This is a genomic window from Kitasatospora misakiensis (assembly GCF_042656005.1).
In the GTDB taxonomy this organism is placed as follows: domain Bacteria; phylum Actinomycetota; class Actinomycetes; order Streptomycetales; family Streptomycetaceae; genus Kitasatospora; species Kitasatospora misakiensis.
This window is the reverse complement of sequence record NZ_JBHSOF010000048.1, coordinates 21831-40504: the sequence shown is the minus strand read 5'-3', so window position 1 is coordinate 40504 and position 18674 is coordinate 21831. Positions and strand designations below refer to the sequence as shown.

Below are 18674 nucleotides of genomic sequence, written 5' to 3'. Positions count from 1 at the left end.
ACGGATCAGGAACGGATCGGCCGTGGATCCGAAGTGGATCAGGAGCGGCGTTCCCTCCGGTCGTCCCGCAGCCGCTGGCTGATCACCTGGGAGATGCCGTCGCCCTTCATGGTCACCCCGTACAGCGCGTCGGCGGACTCCATGGTCAGCTTCTGGTGGGTGATCACGATGAGCTGGGAACTCTCCCGCAGCTCCTCCATGATCCCGATCAGCCGGCGCAGGTTGGTCTCGTCCAGCGCCGCCTCGACCTCGTCCATCACGTAGAACGGGCTGGGCCGGGCCTTGAAGATCGAGACCAGCAGCGCCACCGCGGTGAGCGAGCGCTCGCCGCCGGAGAGCAGGGAGAGCCGCTTGACCTTCTTGCCGGGCGGGCGGGCCTCCACCTCGACGCCGGTGGTGAGCATGGAGTCCGGGTCGGTGAGCACCAGCCGGCCCTCGCCGCCGGGGAAGAGCCGGGAGAACACGCCCTCGAACTGCGCGGCCGTGTCGTGGTACGCGGCGGTGAACAGCTGCTCGACCCGCTGGTCGACGTCCTTGACGATGTCGAGCAGGTCGCGGCGGCCGCGCTTGAGGTCGTCCAGCTGCTCGCCGAGGAACCGGTGGCGCTCCTCCAGCGCCGCGAACTCCTCCAGCGCCAGCGGGTTGACCTTGCCCAGCTGCTGGTACGCCTTCTCGGCCGCGCGCAGCCGCTTCTCCTGCTCGGCCCGGACGTACGGGCGCGGCTCGTCCGGCTCCCGCCCCTCCTCGGGCGTGGACGGCGGGACGAGCCGGTCCGGCCCGTAGGAGTCCAGCAGCTCGCCGCCGGCGATGCCGAACTCCTCCAGCGCGCGGCCCTCCAGCTGTTCGATCCGCAGCCGCTTCTCCGCCCGCAGCACCTCGTCGCGGTGCCCGGCGTCGACCAGCTTGTCCAGCTCGTCCTTGAGCTCGCGCCCGTGCCCGCGGTGCTCCTTGAGCTCGGCCTCGCGGGCGGCCCTGGTCTCCTCGAACGCGGCGCGTTCGGCGTCCGCGCGGGCCAGCGACACCTCCAGGCAGGCGAGCAGCTGCCGGGCGCCTGCGGCGACCGCCACGGCCACCGCGGCGTCGTGCTCGGCACGCCGGCGGCGCTCGGCGGCCCGGGCGCGCGCCTCGCGCTCGGCGCGGGCGGCCCGGTCCAGCCGGTCGGCCCGCCCGGCCAGGGCGCGGACCCGCTCCTCGTGGGTGCGCACCGCGAGCCGGGACTCCAGCTCGGTCTGCCGGGCCGCGGTGGCGGCGGCGGCCAGCCGCTGCTGCTCGGCGGTGTCCGGCTCGTCCTCGCCGTCGGCGGCCGTCTCCTCGGCGACCGCCAGCCGCTCGGCCAGCTCCTCGGCGGTGGCGAGCAGTTGGGCGAGGCCGTCCTCGGCGCGGTCGGCGGCGGCGGCCAGCCGTTCGGCCTCGCCGGCGGCGGCCCTGGACTGTCCGCCGAGCCGCCCGAGGGTGCCCGCCACCTCGGCCCGTGCGCGTTCCAGTTGCCGCCGCCGGGTGGCGAGTTGCTCCACCGAGGCGGCCGACTCGCGGCGCCGCTCGGTGAGTTCGGCCAGCCGTTCGGCCGATTCGGCGCACTGGACGTCGAGTTCGGCGATCGTCCGGGCGGCCTCGTCCACGGCCGCCCGGGTCTCCAGCAGGCTGGGCGCGGCGCCGGAGCCGCCGTGCGCGAAGGCGGCGCCGAGCCGGTCGCCCTCGGCGGTGACGGCGCTCAGCGCGGGGTGCGCGGCGACCAGCCGGACGGCCAGGTCGAGGGTGTCCACCACCGCGATCCCGGCCAGCAGCCGGCCGACGGCGGGCAGCAACGCGGGCGGCCCGTCCACCAGTTCGGCGGCCCAGCGGGCGCCCGGCGGCAACTCCCCCGCCGCAGCCCCGGGTTCGGGGGCGTCGGCGATCAGCAGGGCGGCCCGGCCGGCGTCCTCCTTGCGCAGCAGCCGCAAGGCCTCGGCGGCGGCGCCGGGCGAGTCGACGGCCACCGCGTCGGCGGCGGCACCGAGCGCGGCGGCGACGGCGCTCTCATGGCCGGGGGTGATCCGCAGCAGCGCGGCGGCCGGGCCGAGCAGCCCGGTCAGCCGGTCTCCGGCGGCGAGCAGCGCGCCGCTGCCGTCCTTGCGGCGCAGGCCGAGCGCGAGCGCGTCGCGCCGGGCGGTCAGCGCGGCCCGCTCGCGCTCGGCGGCGGCGGCCGTCTCGCGGGCGGCGGCCAGCTCCTGCTCGACGGCGGCGAGCCGTTCCCGGGCGCCCTCGTGCGCGCCGTCGGCGCGTTCGCCGTCCTCGGCCTCGGCGTCGACCCGGGCCTTCAGCTCCTCGTACTCCTCCCGGGCGGCCCCGGCGCGCAGCAGGGCCTCGTCCCGGGCCTCGGCGAGCCGGCCGATCTCGGCCTCGGCGGCGGCGGCCTTGGAGCGGGCGGCGGCGGCCTGCCCCTGGAGCCTGGCCAGCCCCTCGCGGCGGTCGGCGATGGCCCGGGCGGCGTCCTTGAGCCGGCGCTCCTCGGCGGCGAGGGCGCGTTCCAGCTCCGCCTTCGCGTCGACCGCCTCGTCGAGCGCCTCCTGGGCCTGCTTCAGGGCCTCGGTCAGCGCGGCCTCCTCCTCCCGGACCCGTTCGGCCTCGCGCTCCAACTCCTCCGGGTCCCGGCCGCGCCGCTCCTCGGCCTGCCCGCCGGCGGCCGCGTGCCGGGCCCTCGCCTCGGCCAGTCCGAGGGTGCCGCGGGTGCGCTCGGCGAGCGCCGAGAGCCGGTACCAGGTCTGCCGGGCCGTCTCCAGGCCGGGGCCGAGCTGCTGGACCTGCGCCTCCAGTACGGCCTCCCGCCCGATCGCCCGGCCGAGCTCCTGCTCGACGGTGGAGCGGCGCAGCCGCAGGGCCAGTTCGTCGGCGATCTCGGCCTCGACGGCCCGGCGCAGGCCGAGCAGGTCGTCGGCGAGCAGTCGCAGCCGGGCGTCGCGCAGGTCGGCCTGGATGCCGGCGGCCCGGCGGGCGATCCGGGCCTGTCGGCCGAGCGGGCCGAGCTGGCGGCGGAGTTCGGCCACCAGGTCCTGGACGCGGTTGAGGTTGACCTGCATCGCGTCGAGCTTCCGCAGCGCCTTCTCCTTGCGCTTGCGGTGCTTGAGGACGCCGGCCGCCTCCTCGATGAAGGCGCGCCGGCCCATCGGGTCGGCCTGCAGGACGGAGTCGAGCCGGCCCTGGCCGACGATCACGTGCATCTCGCGGCCGATGCCGGAGTCGGAGAGCAGTTCCTGGATGTCGAGGAGGCGGCAGGTGTCGCCGTTGAGCGCGTACTCGCTGCCGCCGTTGCGGAACATCGTCCGGGTGATGGTCACCTCGGCGTACTCGATCGGCAGGGCGCCGTCGGTGTTGTCGATGGTGAGGCTGACCTCGGCACGGCCGAGCGGGGCGCGCCCGCTGGTGCCGGCGAAGATGACGTCCTCCATCTTGCCGCCGCGCAGCGACTTGGCGCCCTGCTCGCCCATCACCCAGGAGAGCGCGTCGACGACGTTGGACTTCCCGGAGCCGTTGGGTCCGACCACGCAGGTGATGCCGGGCTCGAACCGCAGGGTGGTCGCGGAGGCGAAGGACTTGAACCCGCGCAGCGTCAGACTCTTCAGGTGCACGCGCCGGTCTCCTCACGTCGCCCGCCGGGCCCTGGCCGGGGCCCTGCGAGCGACTGTATCCGCCCGCACCTGCGGCGATCGCCGCCGGACACGACGCGCCGCCGGACACGACGAAGGGACGCCACGCGGGGCGTCCCTTGCAAGCTGCGTCCCTTTCGGGGCGGCTCAGTGCACAGCGGCGTCGACCGGGAGATCGGGCGGGACTCAGGTGAGAGCCGGCTCCCGCTGATCCAGATCGATGCTGCTGAGCAGCGAGTGCTCGTTGGCGACAGCGGAGAGCGCGTCGTTCTCAGCCTGCATCTTGATGAGTTCGGCTTCGAGATCCTGGACGCGCTGTTGCAGCCGTCGCATCTCGGAGAGCATTCGCGGGTCGGGGCCGCCGACGTACCCGAGAAGCGCCTTTGCCATGATGAATGGTCCTCCACGCTGAGTGACCGAACCGGAACGGTACAGGTCTAGGGGGAAGGGGGACGCACGCGCGGCGCGCACCGGCAGTGCTGGCTGGGCACTACGGCACAGCCACCGTGAGCTGGGCTCACGAGGGCATGCACCTACCGGAATGACGCGATCGTGTGCGCGGGCTTCCAGCGTCTCACCAAAGACGGTACGGGTCAACACGATCACCGCACGCTACCGCGCCCCTGTCACCTGCCTGGCGGTGTCGTCACGCCCGGCGGCCGAGGAGGAAGGTCCACCACAGGCTCGTGGATCATCGTTCGATGCGGAGTCAACCACGAGTCTGCCCGGATGGCAACCGTACGACACCGCCGGTTGCCATTCGTTTTCGATCGATCCGCGCGGCGCCCGGGCCGCAGGGGTGTTCAGCGGATCTCGAACCCCTCGTAACCAGGGCCGACGGCGGTCCAGATCTCGGTCACTCCGCTGACCCGGCCGGGCGTGTCCGCGCCCCTGAGCAGCGCGAGCAGTTGCTCGCACTCCGGGGCGAGCCCCTCGGCCACCACCTGCACCCGGCCGTCGCCGAGGTTGCTCGCGTAGCCGGTCAGGCCGATCTCCAGCGCCCGCGCCCTGGTCCACCAGCGGAAGCCGACCTGCTGGACCTTGCCGCGCACCCAGGCGGTGACCCGGACCGGCTCCTCGCTGTGGGCGTCGCGACCGTGCATGCCCCCGACCCTATCCGCCGGGGCGGGCACCCGCGTCACGGGGCGGCGGGGCCCGCCACCGTCCACCCGGGGCCGGGGAGCCCGGCCGGGTGCCGGGGTCAGAAGCCCCCGCCGAAGTCCCCGCCGCCACCGAAGTCCCCACCCCCGCCGAAGTCGCCGCCGCCGTCGAAGCCGCCACCGAAGTCGGAGGAGTCGTAGTCGGCGCCGGACTGGTCCCCGCCCTCGTAGCCGGCGCCGGCGTCACCCGGGCCGTACGCGTACGCGGGGGTGGCCATCATCGAGCCGAGCATGGTGCCGACCAGCAGCCCCGGCAGCAGACCGCCGCCGCCGAAGCCGCCGAAGTAGCCGCCGGCCCACGGGCCGTACGCCGGGCCGGCGTTCCAGTACGGCTGCGGGCCGTGCTCGGTCGGCACCGTCCGGATGTCCGGGTCCTGCCCGGCCGCCAGCCGGTCCGCGTCGGCCGGGCAGACCGGGACGGAGCGGGCGGCGCCGCCCGCCGGGGCCCAGTCGGCGTCCCGCACGGACGGGCCGTGCCGCGGGTCGAAGAAGCACGGCGGACGCCGCTCCGGCACCGGGCGCCGCTCCCGCCGCGCCTCCAGGGTGGCCAGCGCGAACCGGCCGTCCTCCAGCGCCTCGGTGACCGGCTTCACGTCCGCCGGCCCCTTGGCCTCGTCCATCAGGCGCTTGGCCTTCTCGTACGAGTCCAGGGCGTGGGTGTAGTCACCGCGCTGCGTGTCGTCGGCGTCCGGCGCGGACGGGACGAAGTCGAGCCGGTCCAGCTCCTCGCCGTAGGCGGTGATGTCCTCGTCCACCACCCGGCGCACCTGGGCCAGCTCGGCCCGGCGCTGCTCCTCCTTGCGCCGCTTGGAGCGGCGGAACAGCAGGAACACCCCGGCGCCGGCCAGCGCCAGCAGGGCCAGCGGGACGACCACCGCGGCGATCGAGACGCCGCCCGCCTCGCTGTTCACGCCGTGCCCCTTGATCTGCGGGGCGGCGGTGTCGACGAAGTCGTTCAGGGTGGCGTCGATGTCGCCGGAGTGCGCGCGGAAGGCCGCGCCGGCGATCCGCTCGGCGCTCGCGGTGGGCAGCGCGGCCTTGTCCGAGCGGGCCTGGAACTGGTCACCGCGCCAGATCGCGTAGGTGCCGGTGATCCCGACCTTGGTGCGCAGGTCGTCGAAGACGGTCCGGGCGCCGTACGGGTCGGCCGCCGGGACCACCGCCACGAAGATCGGCTTGTCGGCCTCGCGGATCTTCTCGGTCAGCGCGTCGGCCTGGGCCTGGCCGAACCGGCCCGCCATGGCCGGGTCGACGTACACCCGGCCCTGCTTGAGCGTGGCGGCGGCCTCGTCGAGGCCGCCCGCCGCCGAGGCCGTCGGCGCCAGCAGGAGCAGCAGCCCGAGCAGCGCCGCCACGAGGGCCAGCGGCCCGGCGCCTCGGGAACCTCGTCGAGCAAGGGTTCTCATGCCATCGACGCTACCTCCACCGACCCCCGGTCACGGCATACCGATCGGGTACGGTCCGCGCGGGGACCCCCACCGTCCGCCGGGGTGGGACCCCTTCTCCGGGATGATCTTTCGGCCGGCCGCCCCCGAAGCGCACCCGGTCGGGAACCCGGTCGGCGGCCCGGTCGTCGCTCCCGGCGTGTCCCGGCGGGCCCGGACGGCTCCACGGGGCGTCCCGACCGTACCCCGCGACCAGGCATAGTGGTGGCCGTACCGCCGCCCCATGACCATCTCTTGACCATCCCGCCCTCTTGACCATCCCGCCCCACCCCTCCTGATCGGAGCACCGCGTGATCATCGGCCTCGTCACCGCTGTGGCGGCCTCCGCCTGCTACGGCACCGGTTCGGTCCTGCAGGCCGTCGGATCCCGGCGCTCCGCCCGCGAGGAGGCCGCCAAGGGCGGCGCCTCCACCGGCACCACCGAGCACGGCGGGCCGAGCCTCTCCTCCACCGCCAAGGCCGCCGTGACCTGGGAGTTCATCCTCGGCACGGTGCTGGACTTCATCGGCTTCGGGCTCGGCGCGCTGGCCGCCCGGCTGCTGCCGCTGTTCCTCTCCCAGACCATCATCAGCGCCAACCTGGTGATCACCGCGGTGCTGTCGATCAAGCTGCTCGGCATCCGGCTCAAGCAGTTGGAGTGGGCCTCGATCGGCGTGCTCTGCTCGGCGCTCGTGCTGCTCGCGGTCTCCGCAGGCCCGGAGGGCGGCCACCACGCCGCGATGCCCTTCCACTGGTGGCTGCTGGGGATCACCACCGTGCTGCTGGTGGGCGGCAGCCTGCTGGTGCGCCGGATGGGCGCCAACGGCGCGATCGTCGCCGGTCTGCTCTCCGGCCTCGGCTTCGGCGCGCTCGGCGTCGGCGTGCGCATCCTCAACGGCGTCGAGCCCTTCGACCTCGGCAGCCTGCTCTCCGACCCGGCGCTGTACGCGATCCTGGTCGGCGGCATCGGCGGCATGTACGTGCACACCGTGGCCCTGCAGATCGGTTCGGTGAACGGCGCCACCGCCGCCCTGGTGGTCGGTGAGACGGTGCTGCCCGGCGCGGTCGGGGTGCTCTGGCTCGGCGACTCCTCCAAGGCCGGGCTGGGCTGGCTCGGGGTGGCCGGCTTCCTGCTCGCGGTGGTCTCGGCGGTCGGCGTCGCCTACTTCGGCCAGGACACCCACGGCGGCCTGCCCGACGCCGAGGAGCCGACCAAGCCCGAGCTCGCCAAGCACTGAGCCCGCCCGGGCGGGCGGGTCAGCCCCCGTTGCGCGGCCGCGGTACGCGCTGGCAGCGGGGGCAGAAGTAGCTGGACCGGTTCATCCAGGCGGCCCGCCGGATCGCGGTGCCGCAGCGCCGGCAGGGCTCGTTCTCCCGGCCGTAGGCGTCGAGGTCCCGGGAGAAGTAGCCGCTCTCGCCGTTCACGTTGACGTACAGGCTGTCGAAGCTGGTGCCGCCGACGGCCAGCGCCGCCGACATCACGGCCCGGGCGTTCGCCAGCAGCAGCGCCACCTGCGGCCGGGTCAGCGTCGCGGTCGGGCGGTCGTAGTGCAGCCGGGAGCGCCACAGCGCCTCGTCGGCGTAGATGTTGCCGACCCCGCTGATCAGCGTCTGGTCCAGCAGCGCGCGCTTGACCGTGGTGCGCCGGGCCCGCAGCGCCGCGACGAAGACGGCGTCGTCGAACCGGGGGTCGAGCGGGTCGCGGGCGATGTGCGCGATGGAGACCGGGGTGCCCTCGGGGTCGCCGTCCTCGGCCTCCTCGACCGCCAGCCCGCCGAAGGTCCGCTGGTCGACGAAGCGCAGCTCGCGCCCGCCGTCGGTGAACCGCAGCCGCACCCGCAGATGCGTCTCGTCGGGCACCGTCGGGTCCTGGACGAGCAGCTGGCCGCTCATGCCCAGGTGGCCGATCAGCGAGAATCCCTCGCCCGGGCCGGCCAGCGGCACCCAGAGGTACTTGCCGCGGCGCTGAGCTGCGCCGAGCGTGGTGCCGGTGAGCCGGGCCGCGAAGTCCGCCGCGCCGGCCGGCTGCCGACGCACCGCGCGCGGGTGGAGCACGTCCACGCCGGCGACGGTCCGCCCGGCGACCCAGTTCGCCAGACCGCGGCGGACGACCTCGACCTCGGGAAGTTCGGGCACGGGAACACGCCTCCTGCGGAACGGACTCGGCTCTGCAGGAGGAAGGCTACTGCGTGCTCAGGCGCCGCTCGGCAGGCGGTCGGCGTACTTCTCCTTGATCGCCCGCCAGGCGCTCTCGGCGGCCTTCTGCTCGGCTTCCTTCTTCGAGCGGCCGACGCCGCTGCCGAAGTCCTCGCCGGCCACCCGGGCCGCGGCGGTGAAGGTCTTCTCGTGGTCCGGACCGGACTCCTCGACCACGTACTCCGGCACTCCGATGCCCACCGAGGCGGTGAGCTCCTGGAGGCTGGTCTTCCAGTCCAGGCCGGCGCCCAGCTGAGAGGATTCCTCGATCAGCGGGTCGAACAGGCGGTGGACGAACTCGGTGGCCGCGTCCAGACCCTGGTCCAGGTAGACAGCGCCGATCACGGCCTCGACGGTGTCGGCGAGGATCGACGACTTGTCGCGGCCGCCGGTGCCCTCCTCGCCCTTGCCGAGCCGGATGAACGTCCCGAGCTCCAGGCCCCGGCCGACGTCCGCGAGCGCGCGCGAGTTGACCACCGCGGCGCGCAGCTTGGCGAGCGTGCCCTCCGGGACGTCCGGGTGGACGCGGTAGAGGGTGTCGGTCACCACCAGGCCCAGCACCGAGTCGCCGAGGAACTCCAGGCGCTCGTTGGTGGGCAGGCCACCGTTCTCGTACGCGTACGAGCGGTGGGTCAGGGCACGTACCAGAAGGGCGCGCTCGAGCGTGTACCCGAGGCGCCCTTCCAGGACGTCGTATTCGGTCGAAGCCGGCCCGCCGGCCTTTCCGCCGCCCGAAGGAGCCTTCGGGGCGGTGGTCGCCTTGCGGGAGGAGTTACCGTCCGACATCGATCCGTGCACCCCGCCGATCAGACCGAGAGGACCTGGCGGCGGTTGTACGTGCCGCAGCTCGGGCACGCGATGTGGCCCAGCTTCGGCTCGTGGCAGCGGTCGCACGCCACGAGGGCCGGGACAACGGCCTTCCAGTTGGAACGGCGGTGGCGCGTGTTGCTGCGCGACATCTTCCGCTTCGGAACAGCCACGGCTACTTCTCCTGGTTCTCGGCGAGACCCTCACGGGTGTCGCTGTTCTCGGTTCCGTCACCCTCGTCGCCGGGGGCGGCGGAGAGTCCCTGCAGAGCCGCCCACCGGGGGTCGGCGGCATCGTGGTGGTGCGCCGGGTCGTCGCTCAGGCGCGCCCCGCACTCGGAGCACAGACCCAGGCAGTCTTCCTGGCACACCGGCTGCAGCGGCAGTGCGAGCACCACCGCGTCACGCAGCACCGGCTGGAGGTCGAAGAAATCGCCCTCCAGGCGGTAAGTCTCTTCTTCCGAGTCCTCGTCGAGGTCCTCGGTCCCGGCGGTCCGGGCGCGGTGGCGCTCGTCGGACTCCGGGTAGTAGTACAGCTCCTGGAAGTCCACGTCGAGGTCGAACTCGACGGGCTCCAGGCACCGGACGCACTCGCCCTCGACCAGGGTCTCGGCGACGCCGGTGACCAGCACGCCCTCGACCACGGACTCCAGGCGGAGTTCCAGCGTGAGCTCGCTCTTCTCCGGAACGCCGATCACATCGATGATCCCGAGGCCCTCGGGGGCCTCCAGGGTGCGGGACACCTTGCGCAGCGCACCCGGACGACGGCCCAGCTCGTGCGTGTCGAACACGAGGGGGTCGCGGTGGTCGAGGCGGTTCAAGGTGTCCTGACTTCCTGGGGGGATCTTCTGATGCGCGGCGCTGCTCGTCGGGCGATGCGCGGGCAGACCGACAGCCCGACACGGAGAGGCCGGAGTGGTCAGACTACCCGAGTCTCCCGCCAGGCCCAACTTCGCTCCCGGCCGCACTCCCGACCGTGCTCCCGGTCGCCGGGGAGCGGGCGCTCCGCCGGCGGCCGGGCAGGCTCTAGCGGCCGCCGAGCTCCCGCAGCCTGGTCATGTCGATCATGCTGGTGTCGAAGAAGCTGGTCTCGTCCAGTCCGGCCTGGTTCTGCTGCGGCACCGGCGCCGGCGGGTGGGCCGGCTGCTGCGGGTAGTCGTAGCCGCCCCCGCCGTACTGCTGCTGCTGCTGGTCGTAGCCCTGCTGCTGGGGCGGGTAGCCGTAGCCGGCCTGCTGGCCCTCGGGGTAGCCCTGGTGCTGCTGCGGGTAGCCGCCCCCGGCCTCCGGCCCGGGCTGGCCCCACTGCCCGCCGTAGGGGTCCGCGTTCTGGCCGCCGGCCGGGTCGAAGCCGCCGCCGTACACCTCGGCGTACTGGGCGCCGCCCTGCTGCGCGACCGCGTACTGGTCCGCTCCCGGCGCCTGCCAGCCGGCCGCGGCCGGGGTCTGCTCCGGCCAGGTCTGCTGCTGCGGCACCTCCTCGCGGTACCAGGCCAGTTCGCTGCCGTCCGCGTCCGCGGCGAAGCCGGCCGCGACCGCCTCGGCGCGCTCCTTGGCGTGCTGCGCCTCGTCGGCGGCGGCCAGGTAGGCGCCGAGCTCGTCGATCGACCGCTTGCCGAGCAGCTTGTCGCGGCCCTTGCCGACCGCCTCCAGGGTCGCGCCGAGCACGTTCTCCAGGGTGGCGAGCTTCACATCGACGTACTCGTCGACCTCGGGGCTCGGGCTGATCCGCTGCGGCTGGAACTCCTCGCCGTCGGTCTCGCCCTCGTACTCGGTCTCGAAGACGCTCGCGTCGCCGCGCAGCTTGGTGCGGCCGCGGCCGACCGCGCCGAGCGTCTTGGTGAGCACGACCTCGAAGTTGGCCAGCTTGCTGTCCACGTAGTCGTCGGCCTCGGCGCGCTTGGTGTCGACCTCGGCGCGGGCCTCGGCGAGGATCCGGTCCGCCTCGGCCTGGGCGCGCCGGACCACCTCGGTGTCGGAGATCAGCGAACCGCGTTCGGCGTGCGCGCCCTGGATGATCCGGTCGGCCTCGGCCTGGGCGCCGGCGACCATCGACTCGTGGTCGGCCATCACCGACTGGGCCTGGGCCAGCTCGGTCGGCAGGGCCGCCCGGAGGTCCTGGAGCAGAGCGATCAGCTCGGCACGGTTCACCACGCAGGAGGCCGACATGGGCATCGAGCGGGCGTTCTCGACGGCCGCCACGATCTCGTCGACCTTGTTCTGCACGTCCACGGGGATTCGTCTTTCCGTGTGCCGCCGAGGTCCGGCGGAGGCAGCGCCCGGCGCGGTGGACGTCACCGCAGGGCAGGAATACAGACTGTACGGCCACCGCCGGGCGTGGTCACAACGCCCGGACGGGGCCGCCCCGCCACCTGCCGGGCATACCGTGACGAACCGGCAGAATCGGACGGCCGGTCACTCTCGGCCGGTCAACCTCCGCCGGTCAACCTCCGCCGGTCACCGTCGGCCGGACCGCCCGGACCTACTGCTGGGCCCGCCGCTCGGCGATCCGCTCGACCAGCCGGCGGTGCACCGTCTCCGGCAGCAGGTGGGAGACGTCGCCGCCGTAGGAGGCGACCTCCTTCACCAGGGTCGAGGAGAGGAAGCTGTACGTCGGCGAGGTCGGCAGGAAGAGCGTCTCGACCCCGGTCAGGCCGTGGTTCATCTGGGCCATCTGCAGCTCGTAGTCGAAGTCGCTGACGGCGCGCAGTCCCTTGACGATCGCCGGGATGTCCCGCTCCCGGCAGAAGTCCACCAGCAGGCCGAGGTGCGACTCGACCACGATGTTCCCGTACTGGGCGGTGGTCTCCTCGATGAGGGCGATCCGCTCCTCGATGGTGAACATGCCCTGCTTGTTCCGGTTGATCGCGACCGCGACGTGCACCACGTCGTACAGCTTCGAGGCCCGCTCGATGATGTCGAGGTGACCGTTGGTGATCGGGTCGAAGGACCCGGGGCAGACGGCGCGGCGCATGGCGTGTGTGCTCCCTCGTGGGGTGACGGGAATGCTGCGGGCCCGGGCCCGCTAGGGGTGGTGGCGGGTCTCGTCGGCGGCGCGACCGTACCAGAGCGTGCCCTCGCCGTAGCGACGGGACCGCAGCACCTCGAAACCCTCCGGCCAGCCGAACTCGCCGCCGCGGGTGCTGCGCTCCACGGTGACCAGCGCGTCCTCCGCGAGCCAGCCCCCGGCCGACAGTGTGAGCAGCATCTCGCGGACCTCGTCGTCGGTCACGACGTACGGCGGGTCGAGGAACACCAGGTCGTAGGGCGCCTCCGGGGCGGGCCCGGCGATGACCTTCTCGGCCCTGGCGGCCTGCACCAGCGCGCCCGGCAGGGCGACCGTCCGGACGTTCTCCCGGATCACCCGGGCCGCCTGGGCGTCCGCCTCGACCAGCAGCACGTGCTCGGCCCCGCGCGAGAGCGCCTCAAGCCCGACCGCGCCCGATCCGCCGAACAGGTCCAGCATCCGGGCGCCGTGCAGGGTGCCGCGCAGCGCCTCCAGGGTGGAGAACATCGCCTCGCGGGCCTTGTCGGAGGTCGGTCGGGTGCCCCGGCCGGGCGGTACGGCCAGCCGGCGGCCGCCGGCCGCCCCGGCGATCACGCGGGTCATGGTGGTGGAGGGTCCTTTCGTCGCTGCCCGACCACGCTATCCCGATCACCGCCCTCCGCTCACGCCGAAGGGGCGCCCCGCGCGGGACGCCCCTTCGATTCCCCCTCGATTCCCCCCGGGTCGGGTCAGCTCGCCTCGGAGCCCGCCGACTGGGCCGGGACGGCCGCGCCGAGCAGCGACGGCGAGGCGTAGCGGGACCAGGACAGGCAGCCGTCGGGCGGGCAGTACTCGGGGCGGCGCGGGTCGTGGCCGAGCTCGCGCAGCTTGGTGCGGACGGAGTCGGGCGTACGGCCGAAGCGGGCGGCGATCCGGGCGACGGTCTCGGTCTCGTGGAAGCGCCGGACCAGCTCCTCCTCGTGCTGCGGCACCCAGGGGGCGCCGTGGCCGGGGTAGAGCTCGCGCAGCACGTCGCGGTCGGGGATGGGCTCGGAGACGTCGGCGACGATCGCCAGGGCCCGGAGGGCGCGGTTGAGCGCGATCCGCAGCGAGGCGACGTCCTCGACCGGCAGCCGCAGCTTGCCGGAGGCGAGCGGGGTGGCGGCCGCCCCCTCGCGCCAGCCGGCGAGGGTGAGGGTGACCTCGCGGTCGTCGTCGCTGGCGAGTTCGATCCGGAAGACCTTGTCGCCCAGCGGGAGCTCGTTGAGATGACGGAATGCCATGGCAAAACCCCCAAGTGTCGCGCCAGGAACGCACCTTGGGGGTGCGTCCTGAACACCTTCATTCTCTCCCGAGGGTCTGACAATCGGGCCCGGCCGAGGATCCGGTCGGCGGGCGCGGGCGGGCCGGTCAGCCCTTCTCCATGTAGGCGGCGCGGTCCTCGTCGAGCAGGCTCTCCAGCGCCGTGCGCAGGTCCGGGTGGGCGGCGAGGTCCGGATCCTCGGCGACCAGCCGGGTGGCCTCGGCGCGGGCGGTCACGATGACCTCCTCGTCCTCCAGCACCGAGAGCACCTTGAGCGAGGACTTCACCCCGGACTGCGCCCGGCCCAGCACATCGCCCTCGCGGCGCTGTTCGAGGTCGATCCGGGAGAGCTCGAAGCCGTCCAGGGTGCCCGCCACCGCGTCCAGCCGGGCCCGGGCGGCACTGGCCGCCGGCATGTCGGTGACCAGCAGGCAGAGCCCGGGGGCGGAGCCTCGCCCGACCCGGCCGCGCAGCTGGTGCAGCTGGGAGACGCCGAACCGGTCGGCGTCCATGATGACCATCGCGGTGGAGTTGGGGACGTTGACGCCGACCTCGATGACCGTGGTGGCGACCAGCACGTCCACCTCCCCGGCGGCGAACCGGCGCATCACCTCGTCCTTGGCGTCGGGGGCGAGCCGGCCGTGCAGGATCTCCACCCGCAGCCCGGCCAGCGGGCCGGCCAGCAGCTTCCCGGCGGTCTCCACGACGGACAGCGGGGGCCGCCGGTCGCCGTCGGGCGCCGCGCCCTCGTCCGGCGCGTCGTCGAGCAGCTCCTCCAAGTCCTCCGGGGCCCGGCGCTTCTTCTTCGCGCCCTTCGCCCCCTTCGCGCCCTTGGCCTCCTCCGGCTCCTCGTCGCCGATCCGCGGGCAGACCACGTACGCCTGGTGGCCCTTGGCCACCTCCTCGCGGACCCGCTCCCAGGCCCGGGCCAGGAAGTTGGGCTTCTCGACGGCCGGCACCACATGGGTGGAGATGGGCGAGCGCCCGGCCGGCAGCTGGTCCAGCACCGAGGTCTCCAGATCCCCGAAGACGGTCATCGCGACGGTGCGCGGGATCGGGGTGGCTGTCATCACCAGCAGGTGCGGAGGCTGTTCGCCCTTGGCCCGCAGCGCGTCCCGCTGCTCGACGCCGAACCGGTGCTGCTCGTCGACGACGACCAGGCCGAGGTCCTGGAACTGCACCTTGTCCTCGATCAGCGCGTGGGTGCCGATCGCGATGCCGGCGTCCCCGCAGGCCATGTCGAGCAGCGCCTGCCGCCGGACCGGGACGCCCATCGACCCGGTGAGCAGCACCACCCTGGTGGCCAGGTCCGCGCCGCCGAGCATGCCGCCCTCGGCGAGGTCGCCCATCATCTCGACGATCGAGCGGTGGTGCTGCTGCGCCAGCACCTCGGTGGGCGCCAGCAGCACCGCCTGCCCCCCGGCGTCCACCACGGCCAGCATGGCCCGCAGAGCCACCAGCGTGTTGTGTGTGACCGTGAAGTTGTCGGTCACGTACGCCGCGTCCGGGTGCCCGACGCTGATGCACTGGACCGGCTTGCGGCCTACGTGCTCGACCTGGCGGATGCCCCGGCGGAACGTGTTGTACGTGGGCCGCTCCGCCACCCGCCCGGCCTTCCTGGACAGGCGGAACGGCGGGTACTCCGCCGGCAGCGCGACCGACACCACGAAGGCGGCCTTCTTCGGCCGCACCCGGGCGTGGCCGCCCAGCGACCGCACCAACCAGGCGACGTCGTCCGCGAGTCGGGGCGAGGCACTGCAGAACGAAACGTCGTGGCCACCGCGGCCGACCGTGCCGTCCGTGTCCAGCAGACCCTGCAAAACGGCGAGTCGCTGCTTGACCGAGGTGTTCTTGTAGCCCGCGGGCACGAACTTGTCGTGCGAGGTCAGCCCCCAGAGGCCGAAGTCCCTCAGTGCCTGGATCACCGGGTTCCGGCGTGCCCCACCACGCGGGCCGGCCAGATTGATCCCGTAGTCGTACGGCCTGTTGGACGACGGGACGACCACGCATTCCGCCGGTACGGCGGCGACGACGGCGTCCCGGATCTCGGTGTCGGCCGTGGAGAATCCCAGCTGGTGGCGGAACGTCCCGTCGCCGAGGAGGAGGCCCATCAGGTACGGATCGAGGGGCTGTCCGTCGTCAGGGCCCAGGTCGACCGGCACGGCCTGCGGCAGATACCACTTCGACGACCCGTTCCGTTTGTGGAGGTCCTGGCGGATCTCCCGCGTCGTCAGGACCTTCGGCCGTTCGCCCCGGTGCCACGCGCAGCTCGTCGCGACGATCCAGAGGTGCTCGTCGTCGCACTCCACCGAACTGCCGTCCGAGAGCAGGAGCCGCCAGACCTCGCGCTCGCCCTGCGGGAACACCCCGGTGACGGGAGCGAGCTCGCCCGAGGGAGTCACCACAAGGTCCCCCACCCGCACGCTGCCCATGGTCTTGAAACCGTCGGGTGTCAGCACCAGGGAGTCGAGCGGCTGGGCCTTTCCCGAACCGACCTCGCCCTGGAGGAGGCGGTGCATCGGGTGCTCGGTGGCCAGGTCGGCGGCGATCTCGGCGGAGACCTTCCGCTGGCCGTCGGTGAGGGTGAACGGCAGGCGGGCGTCGAAGGCGTCCAGCAGGCCGCCGGGGCGGGCCTCGCGCGGCTTGGCGGGGAGGGCGGAGTCGGCGGCCCGGCGCTGGGCGAGGGCGACCTGGAGGACGAACGCCTCGTCCCAGCGGAGCCGCTCCTGGGCGCGCTCGCGGTCGGCCTGGCTCCGCGGGCGGTGGATCAGCTCCAGCGCCTCGGGCAGCGCGATGAGGTCGTGCCGGTCGCGGAGTTCGGCGGGCAGCGGCTCGCCGACGTCGGACAGGTGCTTGGTGAGCGCCGTCTCCACGCAGAGCGAGAGCTTCCAGCTGGGCATCTGGGCGCTGGCGCCGTACACCGGGATGAGCCGGCCGGCGAACTGCTTCGCCGCGTCGGAGCCCGCATCCTCGTCGAGCAACTGGTAGTCGGGGGAGGCCAGTTGGCGGGCCCGGTTGAACACCCCGACCTTGCCCGCGAACAGGCCCTGCGTCCCCGGTCGCAGCTCCTTCTGCCGCCAGCCCTGGTTGAAGAAGACCAGCGAGAGCCGGCTGCGGCCGTCGGTGACCACCACCTCCAGCCGGTCGCCCTTGCGGCCTCGGAAGGGGATCAGGGTGACCTTCTCGATCCGGGCCAGCACGGTGACGTGCTCGTCGATCTCCAGCTCGTCCAGGCTGGTGAGCTGGCCGCGTTCGACGTAGCGGCGCGGATAGTGGTGCAGCAGGTCCCCGACCGTGCGCAGCTTGAGGCTGTCGGCGAGCACCTTGGCGGTCCGGTCGCCGACGAGCTTGGTCAGTGGTTCATCGAGAGCGCCCATCAGGGCCTTGTTTACACCACCGGACCGACAGACCGGGCGCTCACGCCGCGCCGAGCGCTCACTCCACCGCGCACTCCGCCGCTCACTCCACGCCGATCAGCAGCGGCGCCGACTCCTGGCCGCCGTGGAAGACCACCGCGTCCACCTCGGGCCGGCTGTGCCGGGCGCGGGCGACCAGCCGCTCGGCGAGGCCCTCGGGGGCGCCCTCGCCGAGGATCAGGGTGACGAGCTCGCCGCCGCCGGCGAGCATCCGGTCCAGCACGCTCTCGCCGACCTCGGCCAGGGCGCCGCCGATCACCGCGACGTCCCCGTCGATCAGCCCCAGCGCGTCGCCGGCCTGGCAGACCCCGGCCATCGTCCAGGACTCGCCCTCGGCGACGGCCAGTTCGGCGTACCGGGTGGCACCGGCCGCCGAGGTCATCGCGACCACGTCCTCGTCGAAGCGCCGGCCGGCCTCGTGCACGGCGAGCGCGGCCAGGCCCTGGACCGGCGAGCGGGTGGGCAGCACCGCGATCCGCACGCCCTCCTCGCGCAGCTGGTCGGCGGCCGCGCCGGCGGCGGCCCGCAGTTCGGGGTCGTTGAGCAGCAGCACCACCTCGCGGGCGGCGGCGCGGCGCACGGCGGCGGTGAGTTCGGCGCTGGCCGGCGGGCGGCCGGGCTCGGCGTGCAGGACGACCGCGCCGGCCTGTTCGCAGAGCTCGGCGAGGCCCGCGCCGGAGACCACCGAGAGCACCGCGCGGACCCGCCGCTCGGGCTCGCCGCGGCCGGCGGCGGCGCCGGAGCGGGCGGCGGCCTCGGCGAAGTGGGTGATCCGGATCTGGTGCGGACGCCCGGCCTCCACCCCGGCCTCGACGGCGGCGCCCGCGTCGTCGACGTGGACGTGGACGTTCCACAGGCCGTCGCCGCCGCCGACCACCAGCGAGTCGCCGAGCCCGGCGAGCCGCTCGCGCAGCGCGGGCAGCGCCTCGTCGGGCGCGTCCAGCAGGTAGATCACCTCGAAGGCGGGGTGGCCGGGGCCGGGCGGCCGCAGGTGGAGTTCGCAGCTCTCCACCGGCCGGAGGTCGTCACGCAGCGCGACCGGGCCCATCGGCTGGTGGCCGGCCACCGCGTCGGCGAGCGCCCCGAGGACGGCGACCAGGCCGCGGCCGCCGGCGTCCACCACCCCGTTCTCGGCGAGGACGGGGAGCTGTTCGGGGGTGTGCCGCAGTGCCTCGCGGGCGGCCCGGTGGGCGGCCTCGGCGACCTGCCCGAGCCCGTCGCCGGCCAGCGCGGCCCCCCGGGCGGCCGTCCGGGCGACGGTCAGCAGGGTGCCCTCGACCGGCTCGGCGACCGCCTGGTACGCGGAGTCGGCGGCGCGTTGGAGGGCGGCCCGCAGCTGGTCGGCGCCGCCGCCCTCGGCGAGCTTCTCGGCGGTGCCGCGCAGCCACTGGGCGAGGATCACCCCGGAGTTGCCGCGGGCGCCGAGGAGCGCGCCGCGGGCCATCGCCCGGGCGGTCTCGGCGAGGCCGGGCGCCGGGCCGGCGCCGGGGTCGGCGAAGCGGCTCTCCACCTCGGCGGCGGCCGACTCCACGGTCAGGTACAGGTTGGTGCCGGTGTCGCCGTCCGGGACGGGGTAGACGTTGAGTGCGTCGATCTCCTCGCGGGCCTGGCCGAGCGCGCGCAGCGCCAGTTGGCACCAGCTGCGCACGGCCGGGGCGTCGAGCGTGTGCAGCACCAGGTCTCCTCCGGAGTGGGACGCCGTGATGGCCTGAGGGACACCAACACGTTCAGGCAAGTGGCGAGGGGTCGTACCGGCAGGTTAT

General features: G+C 74.0%; 15 protein-coding genes. 1 reads left to right on the top strand and 14 read right to left on the bottom strand.

The annotated features are described in order from the left end of the window. Window positions 1-38 precede the first annotated feature (38 nt). The 4 genes from smc to ACFP3U_RS28855 form a co-directional block, all read right to left on the bottom strand. Window positions 39-3605 carry a chromosome segregation protein SMC gene (gene smc / locus ACFP3U_RS28870; RefSeq protein WP_380228651.1) on the bottom strand — a complete coding sequence of 1189 codons (3567 nt, stop codon included), beginning with the start codon at window positions 3603-3605 and terminating at the stop codon, window positions 39-41. 204 nt (window positions 3606-3809) lie between these two features. Beyond that, window positions 3810-4013 carry a hypothetical protein gene (locus tag ACFP3U_RS28865; protein ID WP_380228650.1) on the bottom strand — a complete coding sequence of 68 codons (204 nt, stop codon included), beginning with the start codon at window positions 4011-4013 and terminating at the stop codon, window positions 3810-3812. Window positions 4014-4426: 413 nt separating this feature from the next. Next, complete coding sequence (locus tag ACFP3U_RS28860; protein ID WP_380228649.1) at window positions 4427-4726, bottom strand: acylphosphatase; 300 nt, start codon at window positions 4724-4726, stop codon at window positions 4427-4429. 98 nt (window positions 4727-4824) lie between these two features. After that, the gene (locus tag ACFP3U_RS28855) at window positions 4825-6189 is read right to left on the bottom strand and encodes a hypothetical protein (RefSeq protein WP_380228648.1); all 1365 of its coding nucleotides are present in this window, start codon (window positions 6187-6189) and stop codon (window positions 4825-4827) included. 329 nt (window positions 6190-6518) lie between these two features. Here ACFP3U_RS28855 and ACFP3U_RS28850 point away from each other — a divergent pair, with 329 nt between their 5' ends. Then, on the top strand, window positions 6519-7445 hold the full coding sequence (locus ACFP3U_RS28850) for a DMT family protein (protein WP_380228647.1): 927 nt from the start codon (window positions 6519-6521) through the stop codon (window positions 7443-7445). A 19-nt stretch (window positions 7446-7464) separates the two neighbouring features. On the opposite strand, the gene mutM is transcribed toward ACFP3U_RS28850, so the two are convergent. The 10 genes from mutM to ACFP3U_RS28800 all read right to left on the bottom strand — a co-directional run bounded on the left by mutM (window position 7465) and on the right by ACFP3U_RS28800 (window position 18586). Beyond that, window positions 7465-8343 (bottom strand): bifunctional DNA-formamidopyrimidine glycosylase/DNA-(apurinic or apyrimidinic site) lyase, encoded by an 879-nt coding sequence (gene mutM / locus ACFP3U_RS28845; RefSeq protein WP_380228646.1) that lies wholly within the window; start codon window positions 8341-8343, stop codon window positions 7465-7467. A 57-nt stretch (window positions 8344-8400) separates the two neighbouring features. Further along, window positions 8401-9189, bottom strand: coding sequence for a ribonuclease III (gene rnc / locus ACFP3U_RS28840; protein WP_380228645.1), 789 nt, complete (start codon window positions 9187-9189; stop codon window positions 8401-8403). Window positions 9190-9209: 20 nt separating this feature from the next. After that, on the bottom strand, window positions 9210-9383 hold the full coding sequence (rpmF, locus tag ACFP3U_RS28835; protein ID WP_030056747.1) for a 50S ribosomal protein L32: 174 nt from the start codon (window positions 9381-9383) through the stop codon (window positions 9210-9212). 2 nt (window positions 9384-9385) lie between these two features. After that, complete coding sequence (locus ACFP3U_RS28830) at window positions 9386-10030, bottom strand: YceD family protein (RefSeq protein ID WP_380228644.1); 645 nt, start codon at window positions 10028-10030, stop codon at window positions 9386-9388. Between the two features lie 205 nt (window positions 10031-10235). Beyond that, window positions 10236-11438 carry a cell division initiation protein gene (locus ACFP3U_RS28825; RefSeq protein WP_380228643.1) on the bottom strand — a complete coding sequence of 401 codons (1203 nt, stop codon included), beginning with the start codon at window positions 11436-11438 and terminating at the stop codon, window positions 10236-10238. A gap of 250 nt (window positions 11439-11688) precedes the next feature. Next, a complete protein-coding gene (gene coaD / locus ACFP3U_RS28820; protein ID WP_380228642.1) occupies window positions 11689-12180 on the bottom strand; it encodes a pantetheine-phosphate adenylyltransferase in 492 nt (163 codons plus the stop codon). A gap of 51 nt (window positions 12181-12231) precedes the next feature. After that, the gene (gene rsmD / locus ACFP3U_RS28815) at window positions 12232-12816 is read right to left on the bottom strand and encodes a 16S rRNA (guanine(966)-N(2))-methyltransferase RsmD (protein ID WP_380228641.1); all 585 of its coding nucleotides are present in this window, start codon (window positions 12814-12816) and stop codon (window positions 12232-12234) included. A gap of 125 nt (window positions 12817-12941) precedes the next feature. After that, entirely contained in the window at window positions 12942-13475 is a 534-nt protein-coding gene (locus ACFP3U_RS28810; RefSeq protein ID WP_380228640.1) for a hypothetical protein, read from the bottom strand. A gap of 127 nt (window positions 13476-13602) precedes the next feature. Then, complete coding sequence (locus ACFP3U_RS28805; RefSeq protein WP_380228639.1) at window positions 13603-16872, bottom strand: helicase-related protein; 3270 nt, start codon at window positions 16870-16872, stop codon at window positions 13603-13605. Window positions 16873-16954: 82 nt separating this feature from the next. Beyond that, window positions 16955-18586 (bottom strand): DAK2 domain-containing protein, encoded by a 1632-nt coding sequence (locus tag ACFP3U_RS28800; protein ID WP_380228638.1) that lies wholly within the window; start codon window positions 18584-18586, stop codon window positions 16955-16957. Window positions 18587-18674: the final 88 nt, after the last annotated feature.

What these genes read in the sequence shown, in the direction of transcription:
- ACFP3U_RS28865 (WP_380228650.1), bottom strand. Translation starts at nt 4,013, where the DNA reads ATGGCAAAGGCGCTTCTCGGGTACGTCGGCGGCCCCGACCCGCGAATG.
- ACFP3U_RS28860 (WP_380228649.1), bottom strand. Translation starts at nt 4,726, where the DNA reads ATGCACGGTCGCGACGCCCACAGCGAGGAGCCGGTCCGGGTCACCGCC.
- ACFP3U_RS28855 (WP_380228648.1), bottom strand. Translation starts at nt 6,189, where the DNA reads ATGAGAACCCTTGCTCGACGAGGTTCCCGAGGCGCCGGGCCGCTGGCC.
- rnc (WP_380228645.1), bottom strand. Translation starts at nt 9,189, where the DNA reads ATGTCGGACGGTAACTCCTCCCGCAAGGCGACCACCGCCCCGAAGGCT.
- coaD (WP_380228642.1), bottom strand. Translation starts at nt 12,180, where the DNA reads ATGCGCCGCGCCGTCTGCCCCGGGTCCTTCGACCCGATCACCAACGGT.
- rsmD (WP_380228641.1), bottom strand. Translation starts at nt 12,816, where the DNA reads ATGACCCGCGTGATCGCCGGGGCGGCCGGCGGCCGCCGGCTGGCCGTA.
- ACFP3U_RS28810 (WP_380228640.1), bottom strand. Translation starts at nt 13,475, where the DNA reads ATGGCATTCCGTCATCTCAACGAGCTCCCGCTGGGCGACAAGGTCTTC.
- ACFP3U_RS28805 (WP_380228639.1), bottom strand. Translation starts at nt 16,872, where the DNA reads ATGGGCGCTCTCGATGAACCACTGACCAAGCTCGTCGGCGACCGGACC.